The sequence below is a fragment of the Paenibacillus macerans genome (genome assembly GCF_900454495.1).
In the GTDB taxonomy this organism is placed as follows: domain Bacteria; phylum Bacillota; class Bacilli; order Paenibacillales; family Paenibacillaceae; genus Fontibacillus; species Fontibacillus macerans.
This window is the reverse complement of record NZ_UGSI01000002.1, coordinates 1,439,824-1,452,139: the sequence shown is the minus strand read 5'-3', so window position 1 is coordinate 1,452,139 and position 12,316 is coordinate 1,439,824. Positions and strand designations below refer to the sequence as shown.

Annotated in this window: 15 protein-coding genes; 8 read left to right on the top strand and 7 right to left on the bottom strand. The window is 48.5% G+C overall.

What is annotated here, in order from left to right:
* Window positions 1–47 precede the first annotated feature (47 nt).
* Both sda and DYE26_RS29750 read right to left on the bottom strand, forming a co-directional pair.
* Complete coding sequence (sda, locus tag DYE26_RS29755) at window positions 48–191, bottom strand: sporulation histidine kinase inhibitor Sda (protein ID WP_115311353.1); 144 nt, start codon at window positions 189–191, stop codon at window positions 48–50.
* Window positions 192–425: 234 nt separating this feature from the next.
* Complete coding sequence (locus DYE26_RS29750) at window positions 426–1,088, bottom strand: YheC/YheD family protein (RefSeq protein WP_036620094.1); 663 nt, start codon at window positions 1,086–1,088, stop codon at window positions 426–428.
* 207 nt (window positions 1,089–1,295) lie between these two features.
* On the opposite strand from DYE26_RS29750, the gene DYE26_RS29745 reads away from it, so the two are divergent.
* From DYE26_RS29745 to DYE26_RS29730, 4 genes are all read left to right on the top strand, one after another.
* On the top strand, window positions 1,296–1,526 hold the full coding sequence (locus tag DYE26_RS29745; protein ID WP_051985289.1) for a hypothetical protein: 231 nt from the start codon (window positions 1,296–1,298) through the stop codon (window positions 1,524–1,526).
* Between the two features lie 151 nt (window positions 1,527–1,677).
* The gene (locus DYE26_RS29740) at window positions 1,678–2,868 is read left to right on the top strand and encodes an AI-2E family transporter (protein WP_036620091.1); all 1,191 of its coding nucleotides are present in this window, start codon (window positions 1,678–1,680) and stop codon (window positions 2,866–2,868) included.
* A 20-nt stretch (window positions 2,869–2,888) separates the two neighbouring features.
* Window positions 2,889–3,560 (top strand): SOS response-associated peptidase, encoded by a 672-nt coding sequence (locus DYE26_RS29735; protein ID WP_036620088.1) that lies wholly within the window; start codon window positions 2,889–2,891, stop codon window positions 3,558–3,560.
* A gap of 481 nt (window positions 3,561–4,041) precedes the next feature.
* The gene (locus DYE26_RS29730; RefSeq protein ID WP_036627630.1) at window positions 4,042–4,572 is read left to right on the top strand and encodes a VUT family protein; all 531 of its coding nucleotides are present in this window, start codon (window positions 4,042–4,044) and stop codon (window positions 4,570–4,572) included.
* Between the two features lie 210 nt (window positions 4,573–4,782).
* On the opposite strand, the gene DYE26_RS29725 is transcribed toward DYE26_RS29730, so the two are convergent.
* On the bottom strand, window positions 4,783–5,352 hold the full coding sequence (locus tag DYE26_RS29725; protein WP_036627629.1) for a YdeI/OmpD-associated family protein: 570 nt from the start codon (window positions 5,350–5,352) through the stop codon (window positions 4,783–4,785).
* A 107-nt stretch (window positions 5,353–5,459) separates the two neighbouring features.
* On the bottom strand, window positions 5,460–5,924 hold the full coding sequence (locus tag DYE26_RS29720) for a VOC family protein (protein WP_036620084.1): 465 nt from the start codon (window positions 5,922–5,924) through the stop codon (window positions 5,460–5,462).
* Between the two features lie 450 nt (window positions 5,925–6,374).
* On the opposite strand from DYE26_RS29720, the gene DYE26_RS29715 reads away from it, so the two are divergent.
* Window positions 6,375–7,286: a helix-turn-helix transcriptional regulator gene (locus tag DYE26_RS29715; RefSeq protein WP_036620081.1), complete on the top strand. Its 912-nt coding sequence runs from the start codon at window positions 6,375–6,377 to the stop codon at window positions 7,284–7,286.
* Window positions 7,287–7,354: 68 nt separating this feature from the next.
* On the opposite strand, the gene DYE26_RS29710 is transcribed toward DYE26_RS29715, so the two are convergent.
* Window positions 7,355–7,714, bottom strand: a complete 360-nt coding sequence (locus tag DYE26_RS29710) for a hypothetical protein (RefSeq protein WP_036620078.1) — start codon at window positions 7,712–7,714, stop codon at window positions 7,355–7,357.
* Complete coding sequence (locus DYE26_RS29705) at window positions 7,698–8,000, bottom strand: hypothetical protein (protein ID WP_036620075.1); 303 nt, start codon at window positions 7,998–8,000, stop codon at window positions 7,698–7,700. The genes DYE26_RS29710 and DYE26_RS29705 overlap by 17 nt, the downstream gene beginning before the upstream one ends.
* A gap of 294 nt (window positions 8,001–8,294) precedes the next feature.
* Here DYE26_RS29705 and DYE26_RS29700 point away from each other — a divergent pair, with 294 nt between their 5' ends.
* Window positions 8,295–8,516 carry a helix-turn-helix domain-containing protein gene (locus DYE26_RS29700; RefSeq protein WP_036620074.1) on the top strand — a complete coding sequence of 74 codons (222 nt, stop codon included), beginning with the start codon at window positions 8,295–8,297 and terminating at the stop codon, window positions 8,514–8,516.
* A 1,004-nt stretch (window positions 8,517–9,520) separates the two neighbouring features.
* On the opposite strand, the gene DYE26_RS29690 is transcribed toward DYE26_RS29700, so the two are convergent.
* Complete coding sequence (locus DYE26_RS29690) at window positions 9,521–9,877, bottom strand: HesB/IscA family protein (protein WP_036620073.1); 357 nt, start codon at window positions 9,875–9,877, stop codon at window positions 9,521–9,523.
* A 196-nt stretch (window positions 9,878–10,073) separates the two neighbouring features.
* On the opposite strand from DYE26_RS29690, the gene mqnE reads away from it, so the two are divergent.
* Window positions 10,074–11,180: an aminofutalosine synthase MqnE gene (mqnE, locus tag DYE26_RS29685; protein WP_036620072.1), complete on the top strand. Its 1,107-nt coding sequence runs from the start codon at window positions 10,074–10,076 to the stop codon at window positions 11,178–11,180.
* A 49-nt stretch (window positions 11,181–11,229) separates the two neighbouring features.
* The gene (locus DYE26_RS29680; protein WP_036620070.1) at window positions 11,230–12,297 is read left to right on the top strand and encodes an NAD(P)/FAD-dependent oxidoreductase; all 1,068 of its coding nucleotides are present in this window, start codon (window positions 11,230–11,232) and stop codon (window positions 12,295–12,297) included.
* Window positions 12,298–12,316 lie beyond the last annotated feature (19 nt).

Sequence of the window (12,316 nt, the reverse complement as noted above, 5' to 3'; positions counted from 1 at the left end):
TGTGGATAACTCGGGGTACATCCAAGCTGTGAATAAGTTGTCCCATTTTAATGCACGACGGACGACACGGCCAGCTCCAATTCGCGTTTGTGGATTTCTGCTAACAGCAATGCGATAAACTCCCGATCCAACTGCAACTCCGTCGCTTTTTGGTAGGATTCCAGGAGCAGCTCATCCGTTAACAGCGCCATTAGTCACACATCCTTTCTATATTTTTCCTCATCATAACAGGAAAAGTTTAGTAGAACAAGTGTTCCTGTTATCCACAAAAGCTTGTGGAAATCCTGTGAATAACATGTTATTAATCGGCGAAAAGCGTTGAAAAATGTATTGGGATAATGTGGATAAAAGTTATTCACAGGATAGCCGCACCGTTTTTTCTACCAAAAATTTTTTTTGAGAATCATAGATTTTCGATTCTTTTCTTACTGCGGTCGTGTATTCACCTCAAAAATCCATATCTTGCCGCTGTGGTCCAGGCCGTAATCAAACCCGAGCGACCCGATGCCCGGAAAAGCATTTTCCAAAATGCGCACACAGGTATTGGTCAGCGATCGCATTTCCCGGCGTTTGCGGACGGACGCTTTCCGGCCCAACGACCGTCCCAGCCCTTCGCGCGCGCTTAACATCGTTCCGCCTTTGCAGAGATTGGTGACAAACAGTCCCGGCCGGGCGAGGCGTCCCACCATGGCGCGATAAACCCAAGTTCCGTTGCTTTTGACGACTTTGACCCGGTAGTCGATCGGCCGTCCGGAGATCGTGGCCAGATGAATGCCTTGCTGAATGATATATTTCCGCCCGGCTTTGGCGCGGTTCAACGCCCGATACATGGCCTCGAAACTGGAAAATGCTCTCCGCTTTGACATATAGGTAAAAGCGTAAATCCCACCTGCATAAGTGACCTTGATTACGCCGTATCCCCCGCCGCCGCGAATCGGTTTGATCACGACCATGCCAAACTGATGCAGCATTTGCTTCAGGGAGTCGGCGCTGTACAATCGGGTAAGCGGTATGTGGGGGGCCACGTCCGCGTTGCTAAGTAGCGCCTCGGTTTTCAGCCATTTATTGGCCAGCTGTCTTCCCGCCATTACACCATCCCCTTTCTCGCACTATACGATATACTACTCAAAGAAAGAGAGATATTCTTGGATGTTTGTCCGAGGCTTCCCGCCTCTTTTCCCGTCCGCCCTTCAGAAACGCGCGGGCGGCCGCTTGCGGAAGCATTTTTTGCAATTTTGGGGAATTAGCGTATATGATGAGGAAAACAATGGATTACACCCTATCAAGAGAGGAGAATGAAAGTTTTGGATGCGGGGCAATCGTTTGAGGCTAAATTTTTTCAAGTATTGTACTGGTTTGCGATGATCGCGATGTCGCTGATCCTGGCGGCGATTACCGTCGCCTTGTTCCTGACCGGGTTCAAAATGATCAAAAGCTCGCGCAAAGGACTGGGCATCGGCTGCATCGTCTTTTCGCTGGTCGCCGCCGGCATGATCGTAATGATGGTTAACCGTCAATTTTTCTAGCATGCAAGCTGGCCCCCCCGGCCGCGAATCATGGATTCAGGACGTTACCGGCGCCATTTTTTTTGGAACCAAATCGTTCTGATACGTATTACTCTACATAAATAAAATTTTAATGTTAGTTTGAGTCAGGATTACAGGGGGTTAAAATTGCATGGGAACCACTCAGCTTTGGAGCGAACGGTTCAAAAAGTTATTCATCAACAATCGTTTTGTGCTGTTTCTGCTAATTTTGCTGCTTATCGGCTTGAATATTTTCGTATTCACCAAAATCTCGTTTGTGTTCAAACCGGTCACGGTGCTGCTCAAAACGGTACTGCTGCCGATCCTGCTGACAGGGGCGATCTACTACCTGCTGAATCCGCTTGTGGATTGGCTGGAGGGCAAAAGAGTCCGGCGGGTTTACACCATTACCGCCTTATATCTTTTCATCGCGGGGATCATCACGGTGGTCATCATGAGCGTCGTTCCTCTGGTGAAGCAGCAAGTGACCGGCCTGATTGAAAATATTCCGCAATACAGCACCGAAATTCAGGGGCAATTCGAGGATCTGATCGGGGGCGATTTCTTTTATCAGCTCCAGGAATCGACGGGATTCAACCCGAACGACCTCGGCAACACATTATCCGAACGGGCTACCGCGCTGCTCAATAGCGCCTGGTCCGGCATCGGCGGCTTCCTGGGGGCAGTCAAAAACGTCGTGCTGGCGATCGTCACCGTACCGTTTATTTTGTTTTACCTGCTGAAGGACGGCAAAAAACTGCCGCATTTTATTTTACGATTCGTACCCGTCCGTTTGCGCCAGCAAACCCACCATGTCATGACGGAAATGAACGGCCAGATCAGCTCCTATATCCGCGGGCAAATTATCGTCAGCTTCTGCATCGGGGCGCTGATGTACGTCGGCTTCCTGATTATCGGGCTCGACTATTCGCTTGTGCTGGCCATCATCGCCGCGTTTACGAGCATCGTGCCGTACTTGGGGCCGGCGATTGCGATTACGCCCGCGTTGATCATCGCCCTGGTCACGTCGCCGATCATGCTGGTGAAGCTGATTGTCGTCTGGACGGTCGTGCAGTTGATCGAAGGCAAATTTATTTCGCCGCAAATTATGGGCAAGTCGCTGAAAATCCATCCGATTACGATCATTTTCGTTATCCTGACCGCCGGCAATCTGTTTGGGGTGCTCGGCATCATTTTAGCCGTCCCGGGATACGCCGTGCTCAAGGTCATTTGCACGCATCTGTTCCAATGGTTCGAACGGCGTTCGGGGCTGTACGAGCCGGAGGCGAACGCCGCGGCCGCGGGTCATGAGGAAAGCGTAAACGGATCATCCAAAGAATAGTCCTGCGGGAGGGATTCGATATGTGCGGGCGGTTTACGATTACACTGCCGATCGATGAATTAATGCTGCATTACCTTATCCAGGAATCGGCAATCTTCAATTATATGCCGAGGTACAATGCCGCTCCCATGCAGTTTATCCCCGCGATCATCCAGGGCAAAACGGGCAACCGGCTGGGGGAACTGCGCTGGGGGCTGGTGCCTTCCTGGGCGAAGGACGATAAAATCGGCAGCAAAATGATCAATGCCCGGGCCGAGACGTTAACCGAAAAGCCTTCCTTCGCCCGCCTGCTGGCTTCCCGCCGCTGCATCATCCCGGCCGACGGTTTTTACGAATGGCAGCAGCGGGAGGGGGTTAAGCAGCCGTACCGGATCGTCCTGCAGGACGGCGGCCCGTTCTCCCTGGCCGGGCTTTACGATATTTGGGCGGACGCGGACGGGAACAAACTCGCCACCTGCACGATCATCACTACGGAGCCCAATGCGCTGATGGCCGAAATCCATAACCGTATGCCGGTCATCCTCCACCGGGAAGACGAGGCCGAGTGGCTGGCCCGCGACCATGCGGACGTCCCTGCCCTGCTCCGCTTGCTCAGGCCCTACGATGCCGACCAAATGCGCGCCTATCCGGTCTCGCCGAAGGTCGGCAACGTCCGGAACGATTCGCCCGAGCTGCTGGAGGAAGTGAAGTAGGGGGGCCGTCGCTCCAGTAGCTTCGCTTCTCATTGGCTCCATCTTTAATTGGAAATATCCAATAGATCGATTGAAATCGCCCGCAATTTTGAACTCTCATTGGAAAAATCCAATAGAATTCACGCAACCCGCCTGTTTTGCCCTCTGCCGAACCTAATCTATTGGAATTATCCAATCAGCCGGATGGCTTATAAGTCATTTTCCCAATCAATTGGATAATTCCAATCAGAACGTTGTGCCAGGCCGGTAAACGCATGGATTAAATTGAGACTAGGAGGATTACATTGGACAAGCTGAACATTATACCTGGGCAATCCAGGCGAATACTATTAAGTCAAAAGGCGCGGTGTTCTCAACTAAAGAACCCGCGCCTTTATTTTAGTTATTCAGCCGCATGCCGAAACGGCGGAGACGCAGCATAAAGAAGATGGTATACTTGGCTATGCACGAAAAAATACGAAAGGTTAGGTGAGGCCGCTTGATCCGGGTCATCTTGTATTTATTGGCCATTATCAGTGCAAACGTAATAACGGCGGCCTTTTCTCCCCTGGCTTGGGGACCGTTTATCGTTCCGATGGGGACGTTTCTGATAGGTGCGACGTTTATTCTTCGGGACCTGGTGCAAAAACGGATTGGACGCCGCGCAACATATTTGGTAATTTTAGCTGCTCTAGTCTTGTCCGCAATTTCGTCGGCCCTGCTTGGCGACACGCTGCTCATCACCGTGGCCAGCGCGATTACTTTTGCGCTATCCGAAACGATTGATACCGAGATATTTACGCGTCTGAAAGCCAGTCTGGCAAAACGTGTGCTATACAGCGGTTTGGTTGGCGGCGCGGTCGATAGTGCGGTTTTTGTCATCATCGGACTCTCTCCGCTGGGGGCCGGAATCCTTCCGTGGTCTGCGGTTCCGGCAGCCATTCTCGGCCAGTACCTCGTAAAATCGGCTATGCAGGCGATTGGAGCCGGTATTGTCTCGCGTATATTGCAACATAAAGAAAGCGCCGTTTAATCGCGGCGCTTTTCTGCGTTTATCCCAATAAAATTTCCCGATTAAACTGAGCCAATCGGCGGTTGGACAGTTTGGTTACGCTAAGTACATATAGTCACGGTCGTGCGTCTAGTTTTGCGTTTATCACCTCTTGTCCTTCACGTAAAGCGCGGAGTATTGCTGCCATTTAAACATAACCCGTTTTACCTGGTGAAACTAACCCAGGGGATATTAATAATCCAGTAGGCGACCATTATCATTCCATTGACCGTACATTTTATTTTCTCTCGTGTTTGTTATGAATTTGTCTAATCTACTCATAAATAATTCCGGCTGATTTCTAACGCTCTGGATTGTGTCGATCCGAACTCTTTTATAAAGATCAGGAAAAGCCATAAAATTCTCATATACTTGCCTTTCCTCTTTTAGCCTTTGCTCTATCCCCTTATCTATTCTAAAAGAATCCGGATTCATATCAGGAAGAACCTTTCTTCCCTCATCTCTTATTAACCCCAACTTTTCAAGGCGGCGGACACGTTCTTTATTTAATTCAGTCCACGAACTTTTTTTACTTCTAGGAGACAGTCTCTGCGCCAGCTCCGTTTCAGATATTTTCTTTTTGACCCCATCAATCCATCCAAAGCACAACGCTTCCTCTACGGCGTCCAAATATAACAACATATCAGGGGTGGGCTTCATACTAACCAACACCCAGCAGAACTTTTCAATCTTGCAATTTTCCTGCAGCCAGATCCTTAAATCTCCTCTCGATTTTACTTGAATTAAATTTTCAATTTCCATCATTAAAATCCCTTTTCCTTTCTAATTTGATGATCCATATATACCTGTTTAAGTTAATGGGTACATAAAAAAATGGTCTTCAGCTGCAAGACCATTTTTAGAATGAGTTACTGTTTGTTTGAAATTACGTTATCAAGGAACTGATCTGCGTCACTATTAAATTTCCAGGAAACTCCGAACTGATCAACCAGCATTCCAAAGCACGAAGACCAAGGCGTATTGGATAACGGCATCACAACATGGCCGCCAACAGATAAATGGTTAAAGTATTCTTCCAATGTTGGTTTATCATCATTGACCAAACTAATAAGTACATTATTTCCTTTCACTAGTTCCCCCATTACCGCCGTCATGGAAGGCAAAATGTCCGATATCATGATTTTCCCGCCTGCAAATTCGACGGAAGACTCCATGATCATATTTAATTCATTTTCCGGCAATGGATAGTTTGGATCTTGCGGGAAATCCTTAAATTTTACTTTTTTAACTTCTTTCGCATTTAAAGCCTTCGAATAAAAATCAATCGCTTGTTCTGCAACTCCATCAAAGTTTAAATATACAATAGCTGACATAAAGCAAAACCCTCCTTCTTGTTATGAATGTAGTATAATGAATAAGAGGTGACATAAGTATGTCACCATTTATAAATAAAATACACCGATCATGGTAAGAAATATCGGCAGTTCAACATCCGCTGTCCGGACGCTTTGCACGATTATCCCGTTTGATCCGGAAACAGAGAGGAAGATAAATTCTTCAGGAGAAGTAAATGATGTTGGGAGAAGCAGACATGTTCGAATCGTTAGACAGGTTTGTGGAAGGAGGTTTAGGAGAAGTGAAGCAGACCTGACGAAGACACCGTGAAAAATGAAAGGACCGTGATTAGCCCCCACCTTCTCCCCCCCTGAACAAAGGAGATAATCGTGCAAAGCAGCACGCAGGGATACCAAGACACAAACGCTATCATAATTTATTTTGTCAAGCACAGATCTCGGTTTTGAACCAAAAAAGAAGGAGAAAATATGGAAAAGGTTGAGCGATTAATATCCATCATCATGATATTGCTGAAAAAGGATGTGGTTTCAACCAAAGAATTCACACAATTATTTAACGTTTCCAAAAGAACGATTCTTCGTGATATGGAAACACTGAGTTTATCAAACATTCCCATCTATTCTGTCAACGGGGTTCATGGCGGCTATGGTATTATGGATGAATACAAGTTTGATAAACGTCTTTTAAGCAGCTCCGACTTGGAGAATATATTGACTGCGCTCGGCGGATTGGAACAAATTCTTATTAGCGAAGAAGTTGCAGTGACTATAAAAAAAATAGAAGCCATGGTTAGCCCATTGTCGCCGAAAGGTTCAATCCAACTGTCATTTTATGATTGGGAGGGCCGGTCTGAAATTCTTCAAACCTTGAAGAAGTGTCAAGAAGCAATTTTAGCGAGAAGGTTAATTACTTTTAATTATATCGATAAAAATGGCATGAAAACGAATAGAATGGTCGAGCCATACCAGCTTCATTTTAGCGAAACGAGTTGGTATTTGAAAGGCTTCTGTTTGCATCGCATGAGATATAGAACATTTAAATTATCTCGGATCGATCATCTTCATATGGATGAAAAAACATTTAACCCTAGAGATTTTTCATTAGAACAGGAACATGAAGCCAGTTATCAACCGGAACTAGTCGCTGTAAAAGCGTTGATTTCGCCCAGCATAAAAGATCATTTCGTGGAAAGGTATGGTCGAAAGAGTATTGAAAACTATAGTTCTGAACTTTTTTTGGCAACCGTTCATGTTCCTCAAAACAGTATTGGATTTCAATTTTTAGCAAGCTTCGGTACAAATTTAGAAATCGTAGAGCCCAAATCCTATGTTGAAGAATTTCGAAATTATTTGCTTAAAATGGTGGATAAATATTCCTAAAAGGTCCCTTGCGGTGTTGGCGCACCTTGAGCCGTTGCAGCCGCGTAGGTTCATCAGGTAGCGCAGCCCTATTGTACAACTCTGAACTCTTCCCCGGCGTCCGGATCGTTCATAACACATTCGACAAGAAAGTCGAGCGCCGACATCCGCAGCAGGCAGGAGGCCACCTCCGCGACAATCTCGTCCGTCTGCTCGATCCCCTTCGCGACCCGAACGGAATACTTGATCTCGCGTGAAATGTAAAGGCGCGGATGGTTTGCGGTGTCGGCATAACGCGTGACACAGCGCAAAACAAGATAGTTACCGCTAAAATATAGCGCCAGGTCGTCGCGGATTAGCCACGCCCGGTGCAGATCATAATCGAGCGGATCGCTGCAGAAATAGCCATCGACGACCAAAACGCGTTCAAGATCAATGGTTTCCGGCATATGCAAGCACCTCCAATATTTCGAGCGCAGTCATAGCGGCGATTTCCTGAATCGTTAGCTTTTGCGGCAGATTGGCGTCAAACAATACGCTACCGGGATCGCTGACCGTCCGCAGCCCGCTCTCCGTTTCAATGACTCTCTCAACAACGAGATACGTGCCTGTGCCGGATCGATCCACGTAGACCGCGATATTTCCGCTTAATTTGACCCCATCGTAGACAAGTACGCTCGTTTCGCCTAAACCGTCAGGGTCTTCGCAAACCTCCGTTACTTTTACGAAGTTCACTCGAATCATCCCTCCAATGCCGCTACGCCCTTCTTAAATTTGAAATAATTAACCTTAAATCAATCCAGTTTCCGCCGCGTGTCCGGACATATAGTCGCCCGTTTATCCGCCGGCCTCCGCGATACATGGCCTTCGCCTCCTAAATCTAAAATGGGTGCGACAAAGTAGCGCAAAACTATGTTTTTTTGCGAAATAACAATGTATACTATTGATTGTACGTTAATACGTACAACTCTTAGTTTGATTATACTGTACGTATAAACGTACAGTCAAGACTTTTGAGGAGGCAATTTTATGGCATTGAAAGTAAAGGTCACTTTTGGGGAACTTCTCGCAGAAAGAGGTATGTCATTAAATGAACTTTCGACGCGGTCAAACGTGCGGCGAGCTGCTCTTTCGGAATTAGTCAACGGAAAGCGGGAAAACATCAATTTTGAACATATTGTTAAAATAGCTGAAGCATTGGGAACTAACGATATAAGCAAGATCATAATGCTGGTTGATAGTGAAAAATGATCTATTTCACTAAAGTGAATAAATGAACCTATTAAGTGCAATTTCGTACATACCATCCACCGACCATCTAGTATAATTAAGTCAATTTAATTTTAAAAAGCGCAGACCTTCGGAGCAAAATCCCTTGCATTGAGTCTGCGCTTTTTTGTTTCTGAAAGAGCGGATAACCGATGATGTTAAGTTTAATTTATTCCCTCACGGATTCGCCCGACCGAATCTCCCGACAAATCACGGCCGAAAATATCAATATCAGAAACCGCAACAACTCCGATATGCGAAGCCAGCTGTCTAAAACGTCACGATTCCGACGTAATTCTGGAAACCTACGAAATCGTGGCGGTTCGTCTGCGCCAATATCGCTTTGACTTTGAGAGGGCGAAAAAAATCTAACGGTTGCGGGCAACGCTATTTGGCTAAAAACGAGCGAGTACAAATTGTAACGGTTGCCAGCGAGCCTATTTCCCGTATTATCGGCAGTAATGGGGCAGTTTTGCCTAAATAAGTGCAATGACAACCGTTAAATATAGAAACCACTGCTTTTTCGCTCGAATAAGCCCGATGACAACCGTTAGCGTAGAAAATGTTCCGAATAGCTTAATCATTCAAGATTAACCCGTTAATCAAGCACCGATTTTTAGGTTAGGCGTAATCAACAAGCGTCCTTTCGCACAGCCCCTCAGCCCTTTTAGCGCTTATCACAAAGTCCAGCGGGTCCAGTGTGATTCGTGGGTACTCGCGGCTGTCCAGGCCCCTGGGAACGCGTCTCTCCCGTTTTTTTAACGACATAATAAAACGACCTCCAAAGCGTGTATTTACGCAGTAGAGGCCGTGATCTTCAACCCTAAAACACTGATTTCGAGGTTGTTAATGTACAGAGTTAATCGGGGTCGATAACGCTCAATTTAGCACCGCGAGCCGCATCCCCAAACGTTCATTTGAGCAATGGTTTCCGTTTCGGCTTGCGCTTGGATCAACAAATGGAAACCGCGCCGCTACGCCTTTCCTCAATCACAAGGCTGCGGCTGCCCCTCCTCATCTTTAAAGCGGAACGACTGTCCGCAGCCGCAGGTGGCGATGGCGTTTGGGTTGTGGATGGTGAAGCCGCCGCTCATGCCGGATTCCTTGAAATCGATCTCCAGCCCGTTCAGATAACGGATGCTCTCCTTATCGACCACCACTTTAAGCCCTTTGACATCCATGTACACGTCGTCTTCGCTTTCCTGATCGTCGAGTCCCATGCCATATGAAAAACCGCTGCAGCCGCCGGGATTGACCCCGACGCGAAGGAACATGTTCGGCGTTTCCTCCTCAGCGAGCATATCTTTAATCCGCGCCAATGCGCTGTCGCTAATCGTAATCATGTTTTTCACACTCCTTTATAAGAAATTATACTCCACAACCCGAATCCGCTCAACAAATCCAATAAATCCGATAAATGCGATATTTCTCATTGCCGAATCATTTTCCAAGGGGTAGGCTTATTGCCCCCTTAAAAAGTGAGGTTTATAATAGGATGGTGGTTTCATTGTCAGAATCGTTGGAAACGGAGGGAATGTCATGTCCACAGTCGTCACCCCCAACACGGAGCAAAAAATGGCGGAAATTGCCGATAAAGTACGCCGCGGGGAACGCCTCACTCTGGAGGACGGGGTCTATCTATATGAAAGCGACGATATATTGACTATTGGGCAATTAGCCAATGAGGTCAATTTGCGGAAAAACGGCAAAAAGGTCTATTTTATCGAAAATATGAGCCTGTACTTTACGAATGTATGCGAGTCGCACTGCGCGTTTTGCAGCTTCCGCAAAGATCAGGGCGAAGAAGGAGCATACACACTGTCCGGCGAGGAAATGGTTGCTTTCGTGGAGCAGCACATTACCCCCGGCGTTCGAGAATTCCATATCGTAGGTGGGCATAATAATCATGTTCCTTTTCAATATTATGTGGATTCGCTCAAAGCGCTGAAGGAGCGTTTTCCGGATGTGACGCTCAAGGCGTATACGGCGGCGGAAATCGAGTTTTTCACCCGGCTTAGCGGCCTCAGCACCAAGGAAGTGCTGGTGGAGCTGCAAAAAGCCGGCCTGCAGTCGTTAACCGGCGGCGGCGCGGAAATTTTATCCGACCAATACCGGGAAAAAATGAAGGTGGAGAAAGCGAATGTCCAGCAGTATTTGGACGTTCACCGGACCGCTCACGAGCTAGGCATGAAAACGCCTACGACGATGCTGTACGGATCGATCGAATCGTATGAGGACCGGATTCGCCACATGATTCAAATCCGCGAGCTTCAGGACGAGACCGGCGGATTCAGCGTGTTTATTCCGCTGTCCATGCAGCCGCGCAACAAAAACGCCAGCATTATGCGCCGGAATTCCGCGTACGAGGATCTCAAAACGATCGCGATCAGCCGGCTGATGCTCGACAATATCCAGCATATCAAGGCGTATTTCATCAATATCGGCGTGCAGCTGACGCAAGTCGCCCTCACGTTCGGAGCCTCCGACGTGCACGGCACGATTTTGAAGGAGCAAATCAGCCACGCAGCCGGAGCGCAAACGCCGGAAGGGCTCACGCTGAAAGAGCTGATCTGGCTCGTCAAAGGGGCCGGGCGCATCCCGGTGGAGCGGGACACGTTCTACAACGAAATCAAAGTTTACGAATAAAGACCGGATCAAGCCTTGCGCCTAAAGTTCCGGCAAAAGGGGAATTCGAATGAAGAAGCAGTTCGTTGTTCTTGGCGGAGGGTACGGCGGAACGACCGTGATTCACGAGCTGTTCAAAGGCCGCCGCATCCCTTCGGACATACAAGTCGTCCTCGTTGATCGAATGCCCTTTCAAAGCTTAAAAACCGAATACTACGCCCTGGCGGCAGGAACCGCCTCGGACCATGAATTGCGGGTTTCTTTTCCCGATTATCCCGGGCTTACGATCAAATTCGGGGAAGTCGCCTCGGTGGATTTGGAGCAGCGGCGCATTTTATTTCAAGACGGCGAACCGTTGGAATATGACCAGTTGGTGATCGCCCTGGGATGCACCGACAATTTCCACGGGATTCCCGGAGCGGCGGAGTATTCTTACACCATCCAGTCGTTCGCCGCGGTTCGCGAAACGTATTTGCGGCTGAACAACGCGAAGCCGTACAGTAAAATCAACATCGTCGGCGGCGGACTCAGCGGCGTCGAAGTCGCCGCCGAGCTGCGGGAAAGCCGGCCGGACCTGAACATCGCCATCATTGACCACGGTTCGCGCGTGCTCTCCGCTTTTCCGCCGAAGCTTTCGGAATATGTGGAGAAATGGTTCCATGAGCATGAGGTTGAAACGCTGTCCCATATAGCGATTCAATCCCTCGAACCCGGGGTCATTCACCATGAACAAGGCGACATCCTTTCCGATGTCACCGTCTGGACGGCCGGCATCCGCCCCGTCGACATCGTACAGGCGCTGGATGTGGCCAAGGATCGCCAGGGCCGCGTGCTGCTGAACGAATACCATCAAATTCCGGAGCATCCGGAAGTGTTCGTGTGCGGCGACTGCGCCAGCCTGCCGTTTTCGCCCAGCGCGCAGGCGGCCGAAGGACAAGGCCATCAAATCGCTCAAGTCGCCTCCGCGTTGTGGCCCGGCGAACAGCCCCGGCTGCACCCGATCAAGCTGAAAGGGACGCTGGGCTCCTTGGGCAAAAAAGCCGGTTTCGGCCTCATGGGCAAAACGCAGGTGAAGGGCCGCGTCCCGCGCCTGCTCAAAAGCGGCGTGCTGTGGATGTCCAAGCATCATATTGGATAACCCCGGAATGTGCCTGATG

Excerpts from the sequence above, each read along its gene's own strand:
- DYE26_RS29720 (WP_036620084.1), bottom strand. The coding sequence starts at position 5,924 with ATGTCAGCTATTGTATATTTAAACTTTGATGGAGTTGCAGAACAAGCG.
- DYE26_RS29710 (WP_036620078.1), bottom strand. The coding sequence starts at position 7,714 with ATGCCGGAAACCATTGATCTTGAACGCGTTTTGGTCGTCGATGGCTAT.
- DYE26_RS29745 (WP_051985289.1), top strand. The coding sequence starts at position 1,296 with ATGAAAGTTTTGGATGCGGGGCAATCGTTTGAGGCTAAATTTTTTCAA.
- DYE26_RS29690 (WP_036620073.1), bottom strand. The coding sequence starts at position 9,877 with ATGATTACGATTAGCGACAGCGCATTGGCGCGGATTAAAGATATGCTC.
- DYE26_RS29700 (WP_036620074.1), top strand. The coding sequence starts at position 8,295 with ATGGCATTGAAAGTAAAGGTCACTTTTGGGGAACTTCTCGCAGAAAGA.
- sda (WP_115311353.1), bottom strand. The coding sequence starts at position 191 with ATGGCGCTGTTAACGGATGAGCTGCTCCTGGAATCCTACCAAAAAGCG.
- DYE26_RS29750 (WP_036620094.1), bottom strand. The coding sequence starts at position 1,088 with ATGGCGGGAAGACAGCTGGCCAATAAATGGCTGAAAACCGAGGCGCTA.
- DYE26_RS29735 (WP_036620088.1), top strand. The coding sequence starts at position 2,889 with ATGTGCGGGCGGTTTACGATTACACTGCCGATCGATGAATTAATGCTG.
- DYE26_RS29715 (WP_036620081.1), top strand. The coding sequence starts at position 6,375 with ATGGAAAAGGTTGAGCGATTAATATCCATCATCATGATATTGCTGAAA.
- DYE26_RS29680 (WP_036620070.1), top strand. The coding sequence starts at position 11,230 with ATGAAGAAGCAGTTCGTTGTTCTTGGCGGAGGGTACGGCGGAACGACC.
- mqnE (WP_036620072.1), top strand. The coding sequence starts at position 10,074 with ATGTCCACAGTCGTCACCCCCAACACGGAGCAAAAAATGGCGGAAATT.
- DYE26_RS29725 (WP_036627629.1), bottom strand. The coding sequence starts at position 5,352 with ATGGAAATTGAAAATTTAATTCAAGTAAAATCGAGAGGAGATTTAAGG.
- DYE26_RS29740 (WP_036620091.1), top strand. The coding sequence starts at position 1,678 with ATGGGAACCACTCAGCTTTGGAGCGAACGGTTCAAAAAGTTATTCATC.